Genomic DNA, 21520 nt, shown 5'->3' with positions numbered 1-21520 from the left:
GCCGCTGGGGCGCGCCGGATGTTGCGTGAGTCCGCCTTGCAGCGGACTGCTCGGGATTGCTCAGAACTGCTCCCACTGCCCATCGGCCAGGGCGGCCTGGGCGACCGGCTGGGCCGCCGGGATGGACTTGGCCGGCGCACTGGTGCGCGTGACCGGCTTGCGCGCCAGGACTGGACGGGCCGGTGCGACCTGCACACTGCGCTGCACCGGCGCTGACAACGGCGAGGGCTGATGGGCGTGGTCGTTGCCGAGACGGAAGATGCCCACCGTGTCCGACAACCGGCCCGACTGTTCCTGCAAGGACTGCGCCGCCGCGGCAGCCTGCTCGACCAGCGCCGCGTTCTGCTGCGTCACTTCATCCATCTGCACGATGGCCTGATTGATCTGCTCGATGCCATCGCTCTGTTCACCGCTGGCCGCAGTGATTTCGGCGACCACATCGGTGACGCGCTTGACGCTGGCGACCACTTCTTCCATCGTCGCCCCGGCCTGGCCGACCAGGCGGCTACCGCTTTCCACGCGCTCCACCGAGGCGTCGATCAAGGACTTGATTTCCTTGGCCGCCGCCGCGCTGCGTTGCGCCAGCGTACGCACTTCCGAGGCCACCACGGCAAAGCCGCGCCCCTGCTCGCCGGCACGCGCGGCTTCCACCGCCGCGTTCAAGGCCAGGATATTGGTCTGGAAGGCGATGCCATCGATGACGCTGATGATGTCCACGATCTTGCGCGAGGCATCGTTGATCTGCCCCATGGTCTGCACCACTTCACCGACCACGCTGCCGCCCTGGATGGCGACCTGCGAGGCGGTCTCGGCCAGGGTATTGGCCTGGCGTGCGTTGTCGGCGTTCTGGCGCACGGTCGAGGTCAGCTCTTCCATCGCCGAGGCGGTCTCTTCCAGCGCCCCGGCCTGCTGCTCGGTGCGCGAGGACAGGTCGAGGTTGCCGGTAGCGATTTCCCTGGAAGCGGTATTGATGGTGTCGGTACCGGCGCGCACCTCGGCGACGATGCGGTGCAGGTTGTCATTCATCGACTTGAGCGCGCCCAGCAAGGCGCCGGTCTCATCTTTGGAAGTGGCCTCGATCTGCACCGTCAGGTCACCGGCCGCCACGGCGGTAGCCACCTGCACGGCTTCATTGAGGGGCCGGGTGATGGAGCGCGTGATGAGCATGGCGCACAAGGCCGACAACAGCACGGCCACGCCGGAGAGCACCAGCATGATGTTGATGGCCGAACTGGAGGCGGCACTGGCGCGCTCCGCGCTCTTGTCCATCAAGGAGGACTGGAAGCTCACCATCTCCTTGACCGCCGCAAAATATTTATCCTGGACCGGGATGGTCTTGTCGAAGAGATGGGCAGTGGCCTCATCGCGCTTTTGCTGGTGGATCAGGTCAACGACCTTGATACGCTCCTTGCTGTAATCGGCGCGGGCTTGCTTGAGCGCCGCCAGCAACTCGCTGCCCCTGGGGGTATTGGTGCGCTTTTCCATCTCCGCCAGATGCTCACTCACCTGGCTGGTATAGGTATCCATGCGATCGAGATACTTCTTCTGCTCCTCCGGATTGCGCGCCATGATGGCGTTGCGCAGGCTGCGTGCGCCGGTGTTGACCTTGTCTGTGATCTGGGTGCCCAGCGCAACCTTCACGTAGCGGTCGTTGACGATCTCATCGGTCGCATCGCTCACCATCAGCAGGTTCTTCACGCCTACCCCGGCAATGACGCACATCACCACGATCAATGCAGCAAAACACGCCCCCAGCCGCACACTGATCTTCATATCCGAAATTTTCATCATCGCCCCCTATTGAGTGGTTTTCTTCGCGCGGTCGCGAAGTTGAGCCCGATTCACGAACTCGTCCAGACAACTGTAAACGATTTATTTAATATATTCGATAAATATGTTTTTATATGAGTTTTGGCGAGGCATTGCCGCCACAGCTTGTTGGAAAGGCAAGCAGCCGACCTGGCGACGAGGGGAAGAAAATCCCTCCAAACACTGGCCTGATGGAGCATCAAACGGAATCGCCACCGGTCGACCCGACAGGAGTAACGGGGATTGATCAGCGCTTGCAGGGCGGCAACACCCTCCCCGCTTTTATAAAATAACCACGATAAATCGATACATTTGATATAAACGATTAAATCATGGCGAGAACACAGACAGGAAAGCCCGTCGCCACTCACCCTGCCCTGGCCGCTCAGGCGTCCTCCAGCGCCAGCGTGCTGGCCCCCACCAGCACCAGCCCTGGGGTGAGATAGAAATAGCCTTCCGGTGCGGCCTGGGCATCATCCATGTTTTCGGCAATGACACCCAGGCTGGCGGCCACGATGCTGCGCGCCACGTCGATGGGCGTGAGCCCGCGTCGCAAGGTGCCGCGCTCATAGGCGATGTTGATGACCGCGGTCAGCTCGCTCACGGCACGCAGGATCATCGTTTCCAGACGCAGCGACAACTCTTCTGGCAGCTCGGGCGTGCCCCGATAGCGCAGCACGATTTCCATGCGCCGACGCTGCCGCAGGTCGGCCACGCCTTGACGCATCTGCAGCCACAGGACTTCGCGCAGCAAGCCCAGCGGATTGTCGCAGGCATGGTAAGCCGACAGATCCTCACCCAGCTCGAAGGGCCAACGCATCTCCTCGAAGACCGCCGTCACCAGCGCCTTCTTGTCCGGGAAATGCCAATACACCGCCCCCCGCGTCAACGCCGCGCTGGCCGCCACATGTTCCAGCGTGGTGGCGCGCACACCACGTCGGGCGAAGGCCGCCAGGGCGGCATCGAGCAGGAGCGCCCGGGTCTGGTCGGCGCGCGCCATCACGGCTCCTGCGTGGCAATATCGCTGGCCGCCGGCGTTCCCGTACGCTCCACCCAGCCGCCACCGAGGGTCTTGTAGAAGGTCACCAGATTGGTCCAGCGCGAGAGCTGGGTGCCGATCAGGTTCTTCTGCGCCGAGTACAGCGTGCGCTGCGAATCCAGCACCGTGAGGTAACTGTCCACCCCGCTGTGGTAGCGCGCCTGCGACAAGCGGAAGGCCTCGTCGCTGGCCTGCACCAGCGCCTCCTGGGCCTGTAGCTGGCGGCCCAGGGTATTGCGCTGGGCCAGGGCGTCGGAGACTTCGCGGAAGGCGGTCTGGATGGCCTTCTCGTATTGCGCCACCGAGATGTCGCGGCTGACGGTGGCGATATCCAGGTTGGCCTGGTTGGCGCCGCCGTCGAAGATGGGCAGGGAAATCTGCGGCACGAAGCTCCACGATCCCGATCCCCCCTTGAACAAGCCCGCCAGACGGGCGCTGGCAGTACCGGCATTGACGGTCAGGGTGATGCTGGGATAGAAGGCCGCGCGCGCCGCGCCGATGTTGGCATTGGCCGCGCGCAGGTCGCGTTCGGCCTGCACGATGTCAGCGCGCCGTTGCAGCAGGTCCGAGGGCAGTCCCGGTGGGATGGTCGCCAGCGGGCTGGCCGCAGCCAGCCGCGTATCGGGCAGGCCCTGCGGCAACAGCGCTGTCGGCAAGTCCTTGCCCACCAACAGCACCAGCGCATTGCGGTCCTGGTCGACCTGGGCGGTATAGCTCTCCACATCCACGCGGGCGCTCTCCACGCTGGTCTGGGCCTGCCGCAGGGTCAGTGCAGAGGACGAGCCCAGTTCGAAACTGCGTTGCGTGAGCGCGTAACTGCTGCTCTGGCTTTCCAGGGTGTCCTGGGCCAGGCGCAGGCGATCCTGGTCCGACGCCAGGGTCAGCCAGGCGGTGGCCACTTCGGCAATCAGACTGATCTGAGTACTGCGGCGCGCCTCGGCAGTGGAGAGGAAGGATTGCAGCGCCTGCTCCTTGAGGCTGCGCACGCGGCCGAACAGATCCAGCTCGTAGGCGCTGAAGCCCAGCGTAGCGGTATAGCTGCGGCTGGTCAGGGCGCTGCCGGTGCTGGAGAGATCGCCCGGTGTGCGACTGGCCGTTTCGCTGGTGGCCGCCTTAATGGAGGGGAACAGGGCCGCGCGCTGCACGCCATACTGGGCGCGCGCCTTCTCGATGTTGAGCACGGCCACGCGCAGGTCACGGTTGTTCTCCAGCGCCAGCGCAATGACCTGCTGCAAGGAAGGATCGGTGAAGACATCGCGCCAGCCGATATCGGCCACCACTGGCGCGCTGCTGGCGCCGGCTGCGTTCTTGCTGTCGGCGCCGGCAAAGTGCGCCGCCACCGGGGCGTCGGGACGATGGTAGTCAGGCATCAGGGTGCAGCCACCCAGCAGCATGGCCAGCATCACCGGCAACATCATGGGCAGCACCGGGGAACGGGTAGAAAGGGAAGGCTTCATCTCAATGCTCCGGGGAAATGGCAGGTTGGCCTTGCGGCGCGTCAGCCGGCTTGCGGCCAAACAGTGTCATGATGATCACGAAGAACAGCGGCACGAAGAACACCGCCAGCACCGTGCCCGAGAGCATCCCGCCAATCACCGCCGTGCCCAGCGCATGCTGCGCACCGGCGCCAGCGCCACTGCCCAGCACCATCGGCAGCACGCCCAGGATGAAGGCCAGCGAAGTCATCAGGATAGGTCGCAGTCGCATGCGCACCGCCTCCATGGTGGCCTCCACCAGGCTCTTGCCGTGCTCGTAGAGATCCTTGGCGAATTCGACGATCAGGATGGCGTTCTTGCAGGCCAGGCCGATGGTAGTCAACAGCCCCACCTGGAAGTAGACGTCGTTCATCTTCCAGGTCAGCATCGCGCCCAAGAGCGCCCCGAACACCCCCAGCGGCACCACCAGGATCACCGAGAACGGCACCGCCCAGCTTTCATACAAGGCCGCCAGCGCCAGGAACACGATCAGGATGGAAACGCCATAGAGGATGCCGGTCTTGCCGCTGGAAGCCTTTTCCTGCAGCGACAGGCCAGTCCACTCATAACCGATGCCCGGCGGCATCTTGGCCAGCGCCGCTTCGACGATGGCCATGGCCTCGCCGCTGGAGGCTGCGCCCGGCAGCGCCATGCCGAGGATTTCCATGGAGGGCACACCGTTATATCGCTCCAGGCGGGGGGAGCCCGAGGTCCACGAGGCCGTCGAGAAAGCCGAGAACGGAACCATGGTGCCGGCGCTGTTGCGCACATACCAGCGATCCACATCGGAGGGCAGCATGCGGTACTGCGCATCACCTTGCAGCATCACCTTCTTGACCCGGCCCTTGTCGATGAAGTCATTGACGTAGCTGCTGCCCCAAGCGGTGGCGATGGTGTCATTGATGTCGGACATCGCTACACCCAGCGCGCCGGCCTTGTCGGTATCGACGCTCAGACGAAACTCCGGCGTATCTTCCAGACCATTGGGGCGCACCGCCACCAGGCGCTTGTCTTGCATCAGCTCGCCCAGCAACTGGTTGCGCGCTTGCATCAGGGCGGCATGACCGAGATTGGCCTCATCCTTCAACATCAGGTCGAAGCCGGTAGCGTTGCCCAGTTCAGAGACCGCCGGCGGCGCGAAGGCAAACACACGAGCATCACGGATGTTGGCGAAGGCCGCACCGGCCTTGGCCGCCACGTCGGTCACCGACAGTCCCGGCCCCTTGCGCTCATCCCAGGGCTTGAGCTTGATGAAGGCAAAGCCCATGTTCTGGCCGCTGCCGGCGAAGCTGAAGCCGGACACCGCAAAGACGCCGGAGACGGCCTCCTTCTGGTCCACCAGGAAATGCTGCTCGACCTGGCGGATCACCTCATCGGTGCGCGCCTTGGTCGCGCCCGAGGGTAACTGCATGATGGCAAACAGCGTGCCCTGGTCTTCGTCCGGCAGGAAGCCCACCGGCAACTTCATGAAGCCCGCCACCACCAGCGCCAGCAGCACGGCGTAAGCGGCCATGTAGCGCCAGCCGCGTCCCAGCATGTGGCGCACGATGCCCTGGTAGCGGATATTGCTGCGGTCGAACTGACGGTTGAACCAGCCGAAGAAACCGGTCGTCGCCAGCGCATGGCCCTTGGCCGCTGGCTTGAGCAGCGTGGCGCACAGCGCTGGCGTGAGCACGAGGGCCACCAGTACCGAGAGGGTCATGGCCGAGACGATGGTGATGGAGAACTGGCGATAGATCACCCCGGTAGACCCACTGAAGAAAGCCATCGGCACGAACACCGCCGCCAGCACCAGCGCCACGCCCACCAGTGCGCCGCTGATCTGGCCCATGGACTTGCGGGTGGCTTGCTTGGGTGGCAGGCCCTCTTCGGACATCACCCGCTCGACGTTTTCCACCACCACGATGGCATCGTCCACCAGCAGGCCGATGGCCAGCACCATGGCAAACATGGTCAGGGTATTGATGGTGAAACCGAACACCGCCAGCACGCCAAAGGTCCCCAGCAGCACCACCGGCACGGCAATGGTCGGGATGAGGGTCGCGCGGAAATTCTGCAGGAACAGGTACATCACCAGGAACACCAGCACCACCGCTTCGATGAGAGTACGCACCACTTCTTCGATGGAGATGCGCACGAAGGGCGTGGTGTCATAGGGCTTCTGCACCTTCATGCCGGTCGGGAAGAACTTCTCCAGCTCGGCCACGCGCTTGTCGATGGCCTTGACGGTATCGAGCGCATTGGCGCCGGTGGCCAGCTTGATGGCCAAGCCGGCCGCAGGCTTGCCGTTGTAGCGACCCACCGAGGTATAGCTCTCGCTGCCCAGTTCGATGCGGGCCACATCGCGCAGCTTGACCTGGGCGCCGCCGGTGAGGGTGCGCAAGACGATGTTCTGGAACTGGTCAGCCGTGCGCAGGCGCGTCTGGGCGGTGATGGTCGCGTTGATCTGCTGGTTCTCCGCAGCCGGCAGGCCGCCCAGTTGGCCCGATGACACCTGGGCGTTCTGCGCCTGGATGGCGTTCTTCACGTCCAGGGGCGTCAAGCCATAGCTGTTGAGCTTGTTGGGATCGAGCCAGATGCGCATGGCGTATTGCGAGCCAAACAGCGTCGTATCTCCCACCCCCTCCACCCGGCTGATGGCGTCCTGCACATTGGCCGCCACGTAATCGGAGAGGTCCGAACCGCTCATGCTGCCATCTTCCGAGGTAAAGGCCAGCACGTTGAGGAAGTTGGTGGCCGACTTGGTCACCGTGATGCCCTGCTGCTGCACTTCCGAAGGCAGCAAGGGCGTGGCCAGCGAGAGCTTGTTCTGCACCTGCACCTGGGCCGTGTCTGGATTGGTGCCGTTCTCGAAGGTCAGCGTGATGGTCACGCTGCCCGAGGATTCGCTGGTGGAGGCCATGTAGCTGAGGCGGTCCAGACCCTTCATCTTTTGCTCGATGATCTGGGTCACGGTGTCTTCCAGCGTCTTGGCCGATGCGCCGGGATAATTGGCCGTGATGGCGATGGCCGGTGGTGCGATGGCGGGATACTGGGCAATCGGCAAGGTCAGCACCGAGACGATGCCGGCCAGCATGACGATGATGGCGAGCACCCAGGCGAAGATGGGGCGGTCAATGAAGAAGCGGGCCATGATCTGTCCTCGCTGTTCAATGCGCGCCAGCGGCAGCGCTGGCAGCGGTGTTGGCCACACTGGCGAGGCTGGCCTTGGGCGTCCACGGCACCACCTTCACCTTGGCCCCCGCACTGGCGCGCTGCTGGCCATCGACCACCAGCTGATCCCCTTCCTTGAGGCCACTGCTGACCAGCCATTGGTCGCCAATGGCGCGGTCCGTCACCAGCGCACGCTGCTCCACCACGCCCTGGGCATTGACCACGAAGGCCACCGGCTTGCCCGCGCCATCGCGACTGACCGCCTGTTGCGGCACCAGCAGGCCCTGCTGGCGCACGCCCTCCTGCAACACCGCACGCACATACATGCCCGGAAGCAGGTCGGTCTTGGGATTGGGGAAGATCGCGCGCAGGGTGATCGCGCCGGTGTCCTGGTTGACCGTCACATCAGAGAATTGCAGGGTTCCTTCCTGCGCATAGGTACGACCGTTTTCCAGGACCAGCCTGACCTTGGCGCCATTGCCCGACTTCTCCAGCTGGCCATTGGCCAGGGCCTCCTTCAGGTTGAGCCAGGTGGTGCTGGACTGGGTCACGTCCACATAGATGGGATCGAGCTGCTGGATGGTGGTCAGCGCCGTGGTCTGGTTGGCCGTCACCAGCGCGCCCGGCGTCACGCTGGACTTGCCGATGCGACCGGAAATGGGCGCGTCGAGCCTGGCGTAATCGAGATTGATGCGACTGGTCTGCACATTGGCGCGGGCCGACCCGACATCGGCCTCCGCCTCGCCCAGGGAGGCCACGGCATCATCGTAATCCTGCTGGCTGACCGCCTTGATGGCGACCAGCTCCTTGTAGCGGCTGGCCTTCAGGCGGGCCGTCCTGACGCTGGCCTCGGCCTTGGCCAGGGCCGCTACGCTGCTGTCATAAGCGGCCTGGTAGCTGGCCGGATTGATCTGGTACAGCACCTGCCCCGCCTTGACATCACTGCCCTCACGGAAACTGCGCGCCTTGATGATGCCATTGACCTGCGGGCGCACGTCGGCGATCTGGTAGGGCGAGGTACGGCCCGGCAACTCGGTGTGCAATTCCACCGGCTGCGCATGCACCGTCACCACGCCCAGCACCGGCGTGCCAGCGGCAGGCGGCGCACCGCCAGGCGGCTTGCCGCAAGCGCTGAGCACGCTGAGGATGGCCAGCGCAGTCAGCGCGGCGACAGGCTTGGGAATGGGAGGTGTGCGCATGAAGGATTCTCCGGAAGGGAAGATATGTTTATAACGATACCGAACTGTACGGTATTATTAATTGACATATTCCAGCCGGTCAAGCAATACTGAACACATCTGTACGAAAAAGACACGTAGCAGCACTGATGATGGAGACTTGTAAATGAGGGTAAAGACTGCCGAGCGGCGCGACGCCATTCTTGCCGCTGCGGCCGAAGTATTTTTGGAAGAAGGGTTCGAAGGCGCGTCGATGGCGGGCATTTCAGCGCGCATCGGCGGCTCCAAGGGGACGCTGTACAGTTATTTCAAATCGAAGGAAGAACTGTTCGTGGCCGTCACCCACGAACAGGCGAAGAAACAGATGGAGCCGGCCCTGGCGGCTCTGGAGAAAGACACCGGCGATCTGCAGAAGACCTTGCAGGTATTTGGCGAAAAGGCGGTCAGTTTCCTGTGCCAGGAGAGCACCTTGCAGACCCACAGGATGATCGTGGCCGAATCCGGCCGCAGCGACATTGGCCGGCGCTTCCACGAAAGCGGCCCGAAGTTGGGCATGGAGCGCATCGCCGCCTTCCTCAGCCGGCAGATGCAAGCCGGTCGCCTGAAGCAGGCCGACCCCATGCTGGCTACGCTGCAGCTATGCGCCCTGCTTGATTGCGAAACGGTCAAGCCGATGATGCTGGGACTGGAAAGCGCGATCTCTCGACCGCGCATGAAGCGTATGGTCGGTCGGGCGGTGGAGACCTTCCTGGCGGCCTATGCTGTGGATTGATCGGCGCTCAGCTGGGCGACGGTGAGCGCTGATAGTTAAACCCGCGAAAAATAGAAATCCTTCCATTGAGCAAGTCCAGCAGGGACCGGAGACTGACGCCCTCAACCTTGGGGGGGAGTGCACGGTCTACCGGAGCTGCACTCAGCGCCGAGAAATTCAGACGAGCAGCTGTCAGCTCATCGCGAGCTTGGGGACAAAAGGATGCGTACGATGACTCAGTGGAAAGGGATGCCTAGACCATGGCTATTGGGAATCATCGCCAGCATCTTGCTCCACGCCGGGGGCGTCGTGTTTATCGCCCAGCAATCCCTTTCAGACCAGCGCGATATCGATGGTCCGCGTCCCCTCACCGGCATCCTGTATGTCCAGCCAAGACCATCCCTCCCATCGCCCTCCCCGCTGCCTCCGGCCAACGCAAAGCCTGCTGCCACCCGGCCACGCTTGGCCCCGCCACCTGCCAACCACGCTGCTGATGCAGCGGCGCAGTCGTCCAGCGCGGCAGCGCTTGCAAGCAGGCCCCAGAAGAGCGATGGCATGGTTGCGGACAACCATGATCTGCCCCCAGCGCCGACGGGCGGACAGGATAGCGGCCTGGTGCTGAGCTTGCCTGCCAATGCCAGCAAGGCCAGAGGCTTGCACCCGAACAGCAACACGCCCGATCCCGCCGACCGCAAGCTGACGCTCTCCAGGCCAAAGGATGTCCTGGCCGAAGGCATCCGGGAAGCGGCCATTCCCGACTGCCTGAGCGAGAACCAAGCGGGCGGCTTGCTTGCGCTACCGGGCATCCTGTACCGGGCCGCCAGCGGAAAATGCAAGTAGCTTGCGCCGTCAATGCACCTGATACAGCCCCTTCAACATCTTGCGCACAATCGCCGCAAAGAAAATCACCGCAAACCCGTCATTGCGAATGAGCTGCTGGGTCAGGTCCGCGCATTTCTGCCGCACGTCATCCTGCAAGACCTGATCCTCGCCCCCCATGGATCGACCCGCCACCTGGATCTCGGCGGCGCGCTGCACCGTCCACAGCAGGAAGAAGGCGCGCTCGATATCGCTCTCGCACACCGCCACCCCATGGTTGCGCAAGACCAGGATGTGCTTCTCGCCCAGGCTTTGCAGCATGCGCTCCTTTTCCTCGGCAAACAGGGTGATGCCCTCGAAGTCGTGATAGCCGATGCGCCCAAACAGTTGCGCGCCGTAGAAGTCGTTGTGCGCGAAGCCGCTCTTCTTCATCGTCACCGCCGAGATCGGCGTGGTGTGCGTGTGGATCACGCAGCGCAGGTCATCGCGGGCGCCATGGATGGCGCTGTGCAGCGCGAATCCGGCGGGATTGGCCTGGTAGTCCGAGGGCTCGGCCAGGTGGCCATCCAGGCCGACCTTGAGCAGGTTGGCCGGGGTCACTTCGTTGTAGTTCAGCGCAAAGGGATTGACCAGGTAATGATGCTCCGGCCCCGGCACGCGCACCGAGATGTGGTTGAAGATCATCTCGGTCCAGCCGAGGTAATCGACCAGGCGATAGCAGTGCGCCAACTGGATGCGCAGCGCCCATTCCTCGTCGCTGCAATGGGCGGGCTGCACGGCCCCATAGCTGTATTGCATGATGTCCATCGATGTCACTCCTTGATCCTCTGAATCAGTGATCCTGCTCAGGCAGCCCGCGCCGCCGGCTGCGGCGCTGCTGGTGTCTGCGGCGCTCTCTGTTGTTGCGCCGCTTCGCCGCGAAAGCGCGCCAGCGAAACGATGGCGCGGGTGATCGGCATCGGGATGGCGTAACGCTCGGCCATCTCCAGCACGGCGTCGCCGATGGCGGCCAGCTCCAGCGGACGGCCGCGTTCCAGGTCCTGCAGCATGGAAGTACGGAAAGCCCCCATGGCCTCGCCCAACTGCAGGAAGGTGAGCGGATCGATATCCACCCGCGCACCATGGCTGGACGCCACCAGCAGGGTCTCGCGCATGATCTGGCTGACCACCTCGCGCAACTCCGGCAAACCGTACAGCTGCTGCAGCGTACCTTGGGTGATGACCGAGAGCGGATTGGTGCTGATGTTGGCAATGATCTTGGTCCACAGCTTGTCGCGGATACGGTCGGTGGCGCGGGCTTCGATGCCGGCCGATTCGACCGCCGCACGCACCCGCAGGAGGCGCTCGCTCATCTCGCCGGAAGGCTCGCCCAGCACCATCAGATGAGGATTGACGGAGCGGATCACGCCGGCACTCTCCACCTCGGCGGTGATGAACAGCACGCTGCCGATGATCTGCGCCAGGGGCAGCGCTGCGGCCAGCGCGCCCTCGGGATCGACGGCCTTCACGGTCTGGCCATCGAAGCGTCCGCCTTCGCGGTGGAAATACCACCAGGGCACACCGTTGTTGGTGGGGATCACCACCGTCGTCTCGCCTACCATCGGCGCGACCTGCGGCAGCAGGCCCGCCATGTCCTGGCTCTTGGCGCAGAGGAAGATCACGTCCTGCACGCCGAACGAGGGCCGATGATCGGCGGCTGGCCGGGCGTGGGCCGTGCCATGCAGGTCGTGCAGCGTCAGGCCGTGTTCACGAATGGCCTGCAAGGTCTGGCCACGCGCCAGCACGCTCACCTGATGGCCGGCGGCGGCCAGGCGCACTGCCAGCGTACCGCCGATGGCGCCCGCGCCGGCGATGCAGATGCGCAGCGGGGCAGAAGGGGCAGAAGGGGAAATGGAATCGTCACTCATGGAAGCTCCCTGCTCCGGTTCAGCCAGCGAGCTTGTCCTGGTGCTTGCCGGACAAGCCCAGGTAAGCCTCGATCACGCGGCGGTCATGGGCCAGCTGGCTGGCCGGACCGTGCATGCGGATCGCGCCGTTCTCGAGCACGTAGCCATAGTCGGCCACTTGCAGCGCGGCGCGCGCGTTCTGCTCCACCAGCAGGATGGAGACGCCACGGCGGCGCAGCTCGGCGATGATGCGGAAGATCTCGCGCACGATCAGCGGCGCCAGGCCCAGGCTGGGTTCGTCCAGCATCAGCAGGCGCGGCTTGGCCATCAGTGCACGGCCCACCGCCAGCATCTGGCGCTCCCCGCCAGAGAGCGTGCCGGCCTGCTGGCTGCGGCGCTCGCGCAGGCGCGGGAAGAGCGTATAGACCTCCTCCAGCGTGGCGGCATGATCGCGCTGGCCGGTGCGATAGCGCTGAAAAGCGCCGAGCATGAGGTTGTCCTCGATGTTCATCTCGGCGAACAGCTCACGCTTTTCCGGCACCAGGGTCATGCCGGCCGCGACCATCTCTTCCACTTCTGGCGAGTGGCGGATGGCGCCGTCGAAGGCCATCGCCCCGCGCGAGGGCAGCACGCCCATGATGGCCGAGAGCAGCGTGGTCTTGCCCGCGCCATTGGGACCGATGACCGTCACGATCTTGCCCTGCTCCACCGACAGGTCGATGCCGGCGAGCACCTCGACCTTGCCGTAGGCCGCTGACAGGTCACGTACTTCCAGTACCTTATTGCCCATGATGTGCTCCTGCCGCCATGGCGGTGTCGGGTTGCGCGGCGGTGGCTCCTTCATCGGCCTCTTCATCGGCCACACCGAGGTAGGCTTCCAGCACCGCAGGATTGTTCTGGATATCCGCGGGCAAGCCCTCGGCGATCTTCTGGCCGAAATCCATCACCACGATGCGGTCCACCAGTTCCATCACGAAGTCCATGTCGTGCTCCACCAGCAGGATGGCCATGCCCTCCCCGCGCAGCTTGCGCAGCAGTTCCGCCAGCGCCTGCTTCTCGCCCAGGCGCAGGCCGGCCGCCGGTTCATCGAGCAACAACAGGCAGGGGTCCGCCGCCAGCGCCCGGGCGATTTCCAGGATGCGCTGCTGGCCCAGCGAGAGCGCGCCCGCCAGCTCGTACATCTGCGCCTTCAGCCCCACCCGCTCGATCTGGCGGGCGGCTTCGGCGAGGATGCGTGCTTCTTCCTTGCGGTCCAGGCGCAGCATCGACGCCAGCACACCACGCTGGCCGCGCAGGTAAGCGCCGATGGCCACGTTCTCCAGCACCGTCATGCGCGGCATCAGGCGCACATGCTGGAAGCTGCGGCTCATGCCCAGCCCGGCGATGTGGCGTGAACCACGACCGGTGACCTCCTGCCCGCGGAATTGCACGCTGCCCGAGGTCGGTGTATCCACGCCCGAGATCTGGTTGAAGAGCGTGGACTTGCCCGCACCATTGGGACCGATCAGGGCCAGCACTTCACCGGCCATCACCTTCAGGCTCATGTTGTTGTTGGCCACCAGCCCACCGAACTTGCGGGTGACGCTACGCACATCCAGCACCACTTCCTGCGGCGTAGGCATGGGACGGCGCGGCAGCGCCTCGGCCTGGGCATCGATCACCAGGCGGCGCGTGCGCACCGGCGCCAGCCGCGCCAGGTAAGGCCAGATCCCCTCGCGCGAGCGCTGCAGCAGCACCACGATCAAGAGACCGAAGACGATGGTCTCGAAGTTGCCGGAGCGGCCCAGCACCACTGGCAACAGGCCTTGCAGCCATTCCTTGAGCACCACGATGAGGCTCGAGCCCAGCACCGCGCCCCACACATGGCTGGCCCCGCCCAGCACCGCCATGAAGAGATAGTCGATGCCAAAGCCCAGGCCGAAGGGGGAAGGATTGACGAAGCGCTGCATGTGGACATACAGCCAGCCCGACAGCGCCGCCAGCACGGCAGCGATGACGAAGACCACGATGCGCATGCGCGCCGTGTTCACGCCCATGGCCTCGGCCATCACGATGCCGCCCTTGAGCGCGCGGATGGCCCGCCCTTCGCGTGAATCCAGCAGGTTGCGCAAGGCCGCCACGCCCAGCAGCACGGCCACCCAGATCAGGCCGAACATGGCGCGGTCGGAATCGAGCACGACGCCCAGGAAGGCAATGGAGGGAATGCCCGACATGCCGGTCTGCCCGCCCATGCTCTCGAGCGTGCCGAAGATGAAGTACAGGCTGATGCCCCAGGCGATGGTGCCCAACGGCAGGTAATGCCCGGAGAGCTTGAGCGTGACGCTGCCCACGGCAAAGGCCAGCAAGGCCGTCAGCACCAGCGCCACGGCCAGCGCCGGCCACGGCGATTGCAACCACAGCAGGGCCTCGGGCAGCGGCAACACCTTGGCCGACAGCGCTGCCGAGAAGTAGGCCCCGAGCCCGACGAAAGCCGCCTGGCCGAAGCTGGTCAGCCCGGCCACGCCGGTCAGCAGCACCAGTCCCAGCACCACCAGCGAGGCCAGGCCGATGTTGTTCAACAAGGTCATGTAGAACGGCGGCAGCACCAACGGCGCCAGCGCCAGCAATACGATGAACAGGCCCAGCGCGACGCGCGGGGACAGCGAGAAGGCAGAGGTCTTCATTCTTCTTCCTCCACATGACGGGTGGTGAGAGAGCGCCATAGCAGGATGGGAATGATCAGCACGAAGACGATGATTTCCTTGTAGGCGCTGGCCCAGAAGGTGGAGAAGGATTCGATCAGGCCGATGGCCAGGGCGCCGGCGGCCGCCAGCGGGTAGCTGACCAGCCCGCCGATGATGGAGCCGACGAAGCCCTTGAGGCTGATCAGGAAACCGGAGTCATAGTAGATCGTGGTGATGGGCGCGATGAGCACGCCCGACATCACCCCGATCAAGGACGCCAGCAGGAACATGGCCTTGCCCGCAAACACCGGCGAGATACCCATGAGCCGCGCCCCCATGCGATTGAGCGCAGCCGCCCGCAAGGCCTTGCCGTAGAGGGTGCGTTCGAACATCAGGAACAGGCCCACGATCAACAGCAGCGATACGCAGATCACCCACAGCGCCTGGCTGGACAAGCGCAGGCTGCCCAGCTCCAGCGCCGCCTCGGTGAAGGGCGCGGTGCGCGCCCCTTCCGGGCCGAACACCAGCAGCGCCACGCCCACCAGCGCCACATGCACGGCAATCGAGACGATCAGCAGCACCAGCGGCGAAGCGGTGGCGATGGGCTGGAAGGCCATGCGATACATCAGCGGTCCCAGCGGCACCAGCAACAGCAGCGTCATGGCGATCTGCACCAGCATGGGCAGGGTGGCGAAGTTGACCGACAGCGCCACCCCGCCCACCACGGCGGCATAGGCCAGCTTGGCCGGCAGCCACAGGCTGGGACGGCGGCGACTGGTGCGCCACATGTCGTAGAGATCGAAGGCACAGGCGCCCAGGCACATGGCCACCAAGAGCCAGGCCACCGTGAGCGGCTGGCCGTTCTGCATCATGCCCATGGTCAGCGCGCCGAAGGAGACGAATTCGCCCTGCGGAATCAAGAGGATACGGGTGACGGTGAAGACCAGGACGATGGACAGCGCCAACAGCGCATAGATCGCGCCGTTGGTGATGCCGTCCTGTCCCAGCAGCGCCACGATTTGGAGATTCATTGCGACTTCCTTGTGGAGCCGGCGCGCTGCAGAGCAGCCAGATCGCCAGGAGCGGCGCGCCAGGTTCGGGATGCGTGTGGAGAGGAAAAACTCCGCCGTCCTTGGTGGAGGCCAGGACAGCGAAGCAAGCACCGTTCTTATTGTTTGAGCAGCGCCCAGTTGCCACCCTTGACGGTGATCAGTTCACGCCCACGGTCATCGAATCCGCTGTGGTCGGTCGCACTCATGTTGTAGACGCCCTGGGTGCCCACCACTTCCTTGGTGTTCTCCAGCGCATCGCGCAGGGCGGCGCGGAATTCCTTGCTGCCCGGCTTGGCCTTGCGGGCGGCGACCGGAATGGCCTTTTCCAGCAGCAGGCCGGCGTCATAGACATTGGCGCCGAAGGTGGCCGGCACGGCGTTGTACATCTTCTTGTAGGCCTCGATGTAGTCCGTGGCGACCTTCTTGGAAGGATTGCTGTCCGGGATCTCCGGCAGCACCAGCATCAGGCTGGCCGCCAGGATGGTGCCTTCGACCTTGTTCTTGCCCAGTTGCAGGAAGGCCGGCAAGGCCGCACCATGGGTCTGGTAGATCTTGCCCTTGTAGCCCTGGTCGAACAGCGTGGTCTGCGGCAGCACCGTGGCCGCTCCCGGCGCGGCTACCAGCACGGCGTCGGGATTGGCGGCAACGATCTTCAGGCTCTGCGCAGTCACCGAGGTATCGGTGCGCTGGTAGCGCTCGTTGGCGACGATCTTGATGTTGTTCTTGGCGGCCAGGTCGCTGAAGACCCGCGCCCAGTTCTCGCCGAAGGGATCGTTGACGGCGATGAAGCCGGCGGTCTTGACCTTGGTCTTGACCATCTGGTCCACCAGCGCCTTGGCGATGAGGTCATCGTTCTGGGTGGTCTTGAAGACCCACTTCTTTTGCTCGGTCATCGGCAGCACCACTGCAGCCGTTCCCACCGGCGCAAGCAAGGGCACGCCGGCTTCGGCAACGAAGGAGATCACGCCCATGGCATTGGGCGAACCGCTGGGGCCGATGATGGCGTCGACGTTGTGTTCGGCGATCAGCTTCTTGATCTCGGTGACCGACTTGGTCGGATCGCTGGCGTCATCCAGCGAGATGTACTCCACCTTGAGATCGCCGATCTTGGTGGGTAGCAGCGGCACCGTATTCTTTTGTGGAATGCCCACCAGCGAAACCGGTCCGGTGGACGAGGTCACGACCCCGACCTTGACCTGGGCCAGGGCAGGATGCATGGCCAGCGAACTCATCCCCAGCAGTACGACAGCGGCAATCAGGCGTTTGTGCAGCATGTGTTTCTCCCTTGTTGGTGGCGAGGATGACGGGCTTTCCCGAGGCGTCATCCATCTGGAACAGCAAATCGAGAGCAGCGCAAGACCGCTCGGCATCAACGCATGTACAGGCCGCCGTTGATGTCGAGACAGGCGCCGGTGGCCGACCCCGCCTCTGGCGAAGCCAGCAGCAGCACGGCGTCAGCGATGAAGTCCGGTTCGCCCAGGGCCTTGACCGGAATGGTGGCGATGGTCGCGGCCAGCTTGTCGGCCGGGACGATCTCGCGCACGATGGGCAAATCCAGCGGCCCCGGCGAGATCGCATTGACCGTCACGCCCGCACCGGCCAGTTCGCGTGCAAAGACCTTGGTCAGCGTCAGCACCGCGCCCTTCGCGGCGGCATAGTGCGCGCCGGTGGCGGTGCCGCCATTCTGGCCGGCCAATGAAGCGATATTGATGATGCGGCCGTAACCACGATCAGCGAAGCGCTTGCCGAACACCTGGCACGCAAGAAACGTGCCTTTCATGTTGATGGCGGTGACCTCGTCCCACTCCTCGGGAGTGATCTCCATGAGCGCCGCCACGCGTGAGCGGCCGGCATTGTTGACCAGCACCGCCGCCCCGCCCCAGCGCAGTTCGATGGCGTCGCAGGCGGCGATGAAGTCGGGCTTGCGGCGCACGTCCAGCGCCAGCGGCATGGCCGTGGCGCCGCTGGCGTCGAGGCTGGCGGCTACCGCCGAGACCTGTTCAAGATCGATGTCCGCCAGCGCGACCTTGTAGCCGGCTGCGTGCATCTTGCGCGCGATGCTTTCCCCCAGGCCACGCGCGGCGCCGGTGACCAGCGCAATCTTCTTGTCCATGATCAAGCGCCCTGGATGATCAGGGCGCGGCCCACGCGGGCTTCGATCTTGCCGTACTTCCACAGCCGGTGTTGGCCCACCATGGTGGTGCGGAACAGGTTGCAGGCGGCCACCACCGTGTCGAGGTCGGCCACGTCGGCCATGATGTAGAAGGTCCAGGGCGCATCATCGGACTTGCCCACCATCAGGCGGTCATCATCCATGGTGCCCAGCACCTTGATGCCCTCCATGGTGGCCAGGGCGGTCATCATCTGGCCATAGGCCTGCCACACCGGACCGGTCTCGGTGGCGGGCAGGTCAAAGAAGTTCTGCGTCACGCCGACACAGAAGAGGACGCGCAGCGGTTCTTTATCATTGCTGGGGACTTGGCTCATGGAGGCTCCGGGGTGATAACTGGGTAATCAGTAAATACGTAAAGGTACGCAAGAAGAAAGGACTCAGCGGCTTACAGGAAGCCCGGCATCGGCGGCACGCCCAGCGTAACCGCCCCGGCGCCGTCATAGATGCCCTCGCCCAGGAAGGCATGCTGCTTGACCACGGCGGCGTCGCGCAGGTAGCGCTGCAGCGGGTGGTGGCTGTAGATGGCGGTGGTGCCGGCCAGGCCGAACATGGCCTGGGTGACTTCATTGCCGACCTTGGCGATTTCCACGGCGGTCAGGCGCAACAGGCTGACCTGCTCGGGCGTGACCGGATTGCCGGCGAGGATGGAATTCCATACTTCGCCGGTGGCGTCATAGAGGAAGGCGCGCGCCGAGCGCAGCTTCGCTTCGGCCTTGGCCACTTCGATGCGCACGTAGGAGCGGTCGGCCAGCTTGGGTGCGCCCGTGATGGCCACGCGTCCGCCCGACATCTGGTTGATCTCGTCGATGGCCGCGCGCGCCACGCCCAGGTTGACCACGGCCAGCACCTGCGCGGCATAGGCGATGGTGGGATAGCGATACAGCGGCTCATCGATGGTGGGCTCGCCGCCGCGGATGAAGGTCCATTCCTCGGGGACGAATTGCTGTGACACCTTGAGGTCGTGACTGCCGGTGCCCAAGAGCCCCATGACATCCCAGTTGTCGATGATCTCGACCTGTTCCGGCGGCAGCACAGCGGTGCGCGGCTTGGAGCCGGCCTGGCCGGGAACGGCCGCACCGATGCCCACGCCGAGCACGTCAGCGCCTTTGCTGCCGCTGGCGAACTTCCAGGTGCCATCGACCATCCAGCCGCCCTCGACCTGGGTGGCGGGCTGGATCGGGAAGAGGCCGCCGGCAAAGGTCAGGTCCGGTCCCTTGGCGTAGAGCTTGGCCTGGGTTTCCCTGGGCAGCGCGGCCAGGTAGACCGAGGCCGAACCGAAACTGGCGACCCAGCCCACGGAGGCGTCGGCTGCGGAAATCCTTTCGATCAATTGCAGAAAGCCCATGGGCGACATGCCGCTGCCGCCGAAGCATTGCGGCGTGGCGGCGCGATAGACGCCGGCCTTCTTCAACTGCGCGATGAAATCCTTGGGCACGAAGCGCTGGGCGGCGAACTCATCGCGGCGCGCGCGGATCTCGGCCAGCAGCGGAGCCAGGGCGTCTTCTTCACGGGCCGCCAGCGCGGCCGGGTTTTCCATCACGGACATTGCATTCTCCAGGTGGCTTGCATCAGAATGAAGTCGAGTGTAGGGAGCGGCGTATCCCGGTTCAATCGGGAGCGCTGCAGCTTTTTTAGGGGAAGAGGATGAGTGCGCTAAAGAAATCCCCTAGACGCCCTGCCTGGACGCCGTGACCCCACTGCAGGATGGCATGACTGCATGACTGCACCAGGGCGCGCTTCCCGTCAGGCAGGAACCAGACCAACGAGACGCCCATGCCAGAACCCACTGCCGCCCCCGAGGACGATCCCATCCGTTTCGGCCTCGATGATTTCCGCCGCATGATGGATGCACTGCCCATGTGCATCATCCTGCATGACGCCCAGACCAAGTCCATCCTCTGGGCCAATCCCTCGGCCTGCCAGGTGCTGGGCTTTACGCTGGAAGAGCTGCTGCCGCTGAAGGCGCCGGACATGAGCCGGCAATCGCACGAGTATCGCCGCGAGATCGGCCGCAAGTGGCTGCACGACGCCACGCTGCATGGCAGCAACATGGTGGAATGGTGCTATCGCGCCAAGAACGGCGAGGAGATCCTGTCCGAGGCGATCGCCACGCTGGTGCCGCTGACCGAGCGCGATGTCATCATGGTGCAGTTCCGCAATATCGCCCGCGAGGAACAGATACGGCGCGAGATGAAGAAGCTGGAAAGCCGTCTCAAGGAATTCATGCAGGACTCCGATGAAGGCGTGGCGGTGCTGCGTCCCGATGGCGGCATCGAGTATCTCAGCGATGCGGGCCGCAAGCTGCTGGGCGTGCGACCCGGCCAGAATCCGCCCAAGAATTTCGTCGAGCAATGCCTGCCCGATTCGCAGGAGGAATTGCAGGAACTGCTCACGCTGGCGCTGCCGGACGCGATCAGCTTCCCGCTGCGCTATCGCATCGCCCGCAAGGATGGACTGGTGCGCTGGCACCATGCGGTGTGCCGCTATATCGAGATCGAGAACGACCTCAAGGGCCATCTGCTGCACTTCCACGACATCACCGACCAGGTCGAGGCCGAGGAAGCGCGTCGCCGCGACCAGGCCGCGCTGGAATACCTGGCGCGCCACAACGCCATGGGCGAGATGGCCACCGCCATTGCCCACGAGCTGTCACAGCCGCTGGCGGCGATCCGCAATTTCCTGGAAGGCTCGGTGCTGCGCCTGAATCACAGCGAGGCCCTGCGCGAGCAGGCCGGCCAGATCATCTGGGGACTGGAGAGCGCCGGCCGCCAGGTCGACCATGCCGCCGCCATCATCAAGAGCGTGCGCGAATACGTGGTCAAGCTGGAGCAGAGCGAGGGCCTCATCGATCTCAATGAAGTGCTGGCCGAGGTGCGCTGGTTCATCGAGATGCGCGCCGCCGAAGGCCGGGTCCAGCTGGAGGTGCAAGCCAGTGAAGAAGCGCTGGTGGTGAGCTGCGAGAAAGTCCTGATCGGCCAGGTGATCCTGAACCTGGCCTTCAACGCCATCGAGGAAATGTCGCACTTCCCGGAAAACCAGCGGCGCGTCTGCATCAGCCTTGCGCGCAAGGATCAGCAGGCGCTCCTGACGGTGGCCGACGAAGGACGCGGCATCGATGCCGGTCATCGCGAGCGTCTCTTCGATGGCTTCTTTTCATCCAAGGTCAGCGGCAATGGTATCGGGCTGGCGCTGTGCAAGAACATCATTGCGCGCCATCGTGGCGATATCTGGGCGCAGCCGGCGCAGGTGCGCGGCACGCGCTTCTGTTTCACGCTACCGTTGGTCCAGCGCCACAACTAAAGAATCCTTTAGCCGCCGCCGCGCACGCGCCGCCTTGGTGATCATGCGCACCTGCATGGTGCCAGCGCGCATGAATTCATTGCCTGCGCGTACCTTGATGCACCGGAGCAGAGAAAACGGCCACTGCCGGGCGCGCGCATGAACCAGGCTTATTGACGCTATCCGCTGTATCAATTTGATCTGACGCAAATGCGCTTCCTATGATGCCTGCACATGACACCC

At 64.4% G+C, this 21520-nt stretch carries 17 protein-coding genes; 3 read left to right on the top strand and 14 right to left on the bottom strand.

Going from position 1 to position 21520, the window contains the following annotated elements:
- Nucleotides 1-60 precede the first annotated feature (60 nt).
- From ACP92_RS06800 to ACP92_RS06780, 5 genes are all read right to left on the bottom strand, one after another.
- Nucleotides 61-1788, bottom strand: a complete 1728-nt coding sequence (locus tag ACP92_RS06800) for a methyl-accepting chemotaxis protein (RefSeq protein WP_041311610.1) — start codon at nucleotides 1786-1788, stop codon at nucleotides 61-63.
- 406 nt (nucleotides 1789-2194) lie between these two features.
- On the bottom strand, nucleotides 2195-2809 hold the full coding sequence (locus tag ACP92_RS06795; RefSeq protein WP_013233381.1) for a TetR family transcriptional regulator: 615 nt from the start codon (nucleotides 2807-2809) through the stop codon (nucleotides 2195-2197).
- Complete coding sequence (adeC, locus tag ACP92_RS06790; protein WP_013233380.1) at nucleotides 2809-4305, bottom strand: AdeC/AdeK/OprM family multidrug efflux complex outer membrane factor; 1497 nt, start codon at nucleotides 4303-4305, stop codon at nucleotides 2809-2811. Before adeC ends, ACP92_RS06795 begins: the two co-directional genes overlap by 1 nt.
- A 1-nt stretch (nucleotide 4306) precedes the next feature.
- Nucleotides 4307-7456: an efflux RND transporter permease subunit gene (locus tag ACP92_RS06785; RefSeq protein ID WP_013233379.1), complete on the bottom strand. Its 3150-nt coding sequence runs from the start codon at nucleotides 7454-7456 to the stop codon at nucleotides 4307-4309.
- Nucleotides 7457-7472: 16 nt separating this feature from the next.
- A complete protein-coding gene (locus tag ACP92_RS06780; RefSeq protein WP_013233378.1) occupies nucleotides 7473-8675 on the bottom strand; it encodes an efflux RND transporter periplasmic adaptor subunit in 1203 nt (400 codons plus the stop codon).
- A 145-nt stretch (nucleotides 8676-8820) separates the two neighbouring features.
- On the opposite strand from ACP92_RS06780, the gene ACP92_RS06775 reads away from it, so the two are divergent.
- Both ACP92_RS06775 and ACP92_RS06770 read left to right on the top strand, forming a co-directional pair.
- On the top strand, nucleotides 8821-9426 hold the full coding sequence (locus tag ACP92_RS06775; protein WP_013233377.1) for a TetR/AcrR family transcriptional regulator: 606 nt from the start codon (nucleotides 8821-8823) through the stop codon (nucleotides 9424-9426).
- Between the two features lie 534 nt (nucleotides 9427-9960).
- Nucleotides 9961-10245, top strand: coding sequence for a hypothetical protein (locus tag ACP92_RS06770; protein ID WP_041310371.1), 285 nt, complete (start codon nucleotides 9961-9963; stop codon nucleotides 10243-10245).
- Nucleotides 10246-10254: 9 nt separating this feature from the next.
- On the opposite strand, the gene ACP92_RS06765 is transcribed toward ACP92_RS06770, so the two are convergent.
- The 9 genes from ACP92_RS06765 to ACP92_RS06725 form a co-directional block, all read right to left on the bottom strand.
- Nucleotides 10255-11031, bottom strand: a complete 777-nt coding sequence (locus ACP92_RS06765) for a class II aldolase/adducin family protein (RefSeq protein WP_013233375.1) — start codon at nucleotides 11029-11031, stop codon at nucleotides 10255-10257.
- 38 nt (nucleotides 11032-11069) lie between these two features.
- Entirely contained in the window at nucleotides 11070-12131 is a 1062-nt protein-coding gene (locus tag ACP92_RS06760; RefSeq protein ID WP_013233374.1) for a ketopantoate reductase family protein, read from the bottom strand.
- A gap of 19 nt (nucleotides 12132-12150) precedes the next feature.
- Nucleotides 12151-12900, bottom strand: a complete 750-nt coding sequence (locus tag ACP92_RS06755) for an ABC transporter ATP-binding protein (protein WP_013233373.1) — start codon at nucleotides 12898-12900, stop codon at nucleotides 12151-12153.
- Nucleotides 12890-14773 carry a branched-chain amino acid ABC transporter ATP-binding protein/permease gene (locus tag ACP92_RS06750; RefSeq protein ID WP_013233372.1) on the bottom strand — a complete coding sequence of 628 codons (1884 nt, stop codon included), beginning with the start codon at nucleotides 14771-14773 and terminating at the stop codon, nucleotides 12890-12892. Before ACP92_RS06750 ends, ACP92_RS06755 begins: the two co-directional genes overlap by 11 nt.
- Complete coding sequence (locus ACP92_RS06745; RefSeq protein WP_013233371.1) at nucleotides 14770-15804, bottom strand: branched-chain amino acid ABC transporter permease; 1035 nt, start codon at nucleotides 15802-15804, stop codon at nucleotides 14770-14772. The genes ACP92_RS06750 and ACP92_RS06745 overlap by 4 nt, the downstream gene beginning before the upstream one ends.
- A gap of 137 nt (nucleotides 15805-15941) precedes the next feature.
- Entirely contained in the window at nucleotides 15942-17099 is a 1158-nt protein-coding gene (locus ACP92_RS06740) for an ABC transporter substrate-binding protein (protein WP_013233370.1), read from the bottom strand.
- Nucleotides 17100-17194: 95 nt separating this feature from the next.
- Nucleotides 17195-17938 (bottom strand): SDR family NAD(P)-dependent oxidoreductase, encoded by a 744-nt coding sequence (locus ACP92_RS06735; RefSeq protein ID WP_013233369.1) that lies wholly within the window; start codon nucleotides 17936-17938, stop codon nucleotides 17195-17197.
- A 2-nt stretch (nucleotides 17939-17940) separates the two neighbouring features.
- Entirely contained in the window at nucleotides 17941-18312 is a 372-nt protein-coding gene (locus tag ACP92_RS06730; protein WP_013233368.1) for a hypothetical protein, read from the bottom strand.
- Nucleotides 18313-18383: 71 nt separating this feature from the next.
- Nucleotides 18384-19544 (bottom strand): acyl-CoA dehydrogenase family protein, encoded by a 1161-nt coding sequence (locus tag ACP92_RS06725; RefSeq protein ID WP_013233367.1) that lies wholly within the window; start codon nucleotides 19542-19544, stop codon nucleotides 18384-18386.
- A gap of 227 nt (nucleotides 19545-19771) precedes the next feature.
- On the opposite strand from ACP92_RS06725, the gene ACP92_RS06720 reads away from it, so the two are divergent.
- On the top strand, nucleotides 19772-21298 hold the full coding sequence (locus ACP92_RS06720) for a PAS domain-containing sensor histidine kinase (RefSeq protein WP_013233366.1): 1527 nt from the start codon (nucleotides 19772-19774) through the stop codon (nucleotides 21296-21298).
- Nucleotides 21299-21520 lie beyond the last annotated feature (222 nt).

The sequence above is a fragment of the Herbaspirillum seropedicae genome, assembly GCF_001040945.1.
Classification (GTDB): domain Bacteria; phylum Pseudomonadota; class Gammaproteobacteria; order Burkholderiales; family Burkholderiaceae_D; genus Herbaspirillum; species Herbaspirillum seropedicae.
The sequence above is the reverse complement of the archived record's forward strand: the minus strand, read 5'-3'. Positions and strand labels throughout refer to the sequence as shown.

Bases quoted from the DNA above. Each gene is read 5' to 3' on its own strand.
- ACP92_RS06795 (WP_013233381.1), bottom strand. From the start codon at position 2,809: ATGGCGCGCGCCGACCAGACCCGGGCGCTCCTGCTCGATGCCGCCCTG.
- ACP92_RS06730 (WP_013233368.1), bottom strand. From the start codon at position 18,312: ATGAGCCAAGTCCCCAGCAATGATAAAGAACCGCTGCGCGTCCTCTTC.
- ACP92_RS06770 (WP_041310371.1), top strand. From the start codon at position 9,961: ATGGTTGCGGACAACCATGATCTGCCCCCAGCGCCGACGGGCGGACAG.
- ACP92_RS06720 (WP_013233366.1), top strand. From the start codon at position 19,772: ATGCCAGAACCCACTGCCGCCCCCGAGGACGATCCCATCCGTTTCGGC.
- ACP92_RS06745 (WP_013233371.1), bottom strand. From the start codon at position 15,804: ATGAATCTCCAAATCGTGGCGCTGCTGGGACAGGACGGCATCACCAAC.
- ACP92_RS06800 (WP_041311610.1), bottom strand. From the start codon at position 1,788: ATGAAAATTTCGGATATGAAGATCAGTGTGCGGCTGGGGGCGTGTTTT.
- ACP92_RS06735 (WP_013233369.1), bottom strand. From the start codon at position 17,938: ATGGACAAGAAGATTGCGCTGGTCACCGGCGCCGCGCGTGGCCTGGGG.
- ACP92_RS06750 (WP_013233372.1), bottom strand. From the start codon at position 14,773: ATGAAGACCTCTGCCTTCTCGCTGTCCCCGCGCGTCGCGCTGGGCCTG.
- ACP92_RS06780 (WP_013233378.1), bottom strand. From the start codon at position 8,675: ATGCGCACACCTCCCATTCCCAAGCCTGTCGCCGCGCTGACTGCGCTG.
- ACP92_RS06775 (WP_013233377.1), top strand. From the start codon at position 8,821: ATGAGGGTAAAGACTGCCGAGCGGCGCGACGCCATTCTTGCCGCTGCG.
- ACP92_RS06755 (WP_013233373.1), bottom strand. From the start codon at position 12,900: ATGGGCAATAAGGTACTGGAAGTACGTGACCTGTCAGCGGCCTACGGC.
- ACP92_RS06725 (WP_013233367.1), bottom strand. From the start codon at position 19,544: ATGTCCGTGATGGAAAACCCGGCCGCGCTGGCGGCCCGTGAAGAAGAC.
- adeC (WP_013233380.1), bottom strand. From the start codon at position 4,305: ATGAAGCCTTCCCTTTCTACCCGTTCCCCGGTGCTGCCCATGATGTTG.
- ACP92_RS06760 (WP_013233374.1), bottom strand. From the start codon at position 12,131: ATGAGTGACGATTCCATTTCCCCTTCTGCCCCTTCTGCCCCGCTGCGC.
- ACP92_RS06785 (WP_013233379.1), bottom strand. From the start codon at position 7,456: ATGGCCCGCTTCTTCATTGACCGCCCCATCTTCGCCTGGGTGCTCGCC.
- ACP92_RS06765 (WP_013233375.1), bottom strand. From the start codon at position 11,031: ATGGACATCATGCAATACAGCTATGGGGCCGTGCAGCCCGCCCATTGC.
- ACP92_RS06740 (WP_013233370.1), bottom strand. From the start codon at position 17,099: ATGCTGCACAAACGCCTGATTGCCGCTGTCGTACTGCTGGGGATGAGT.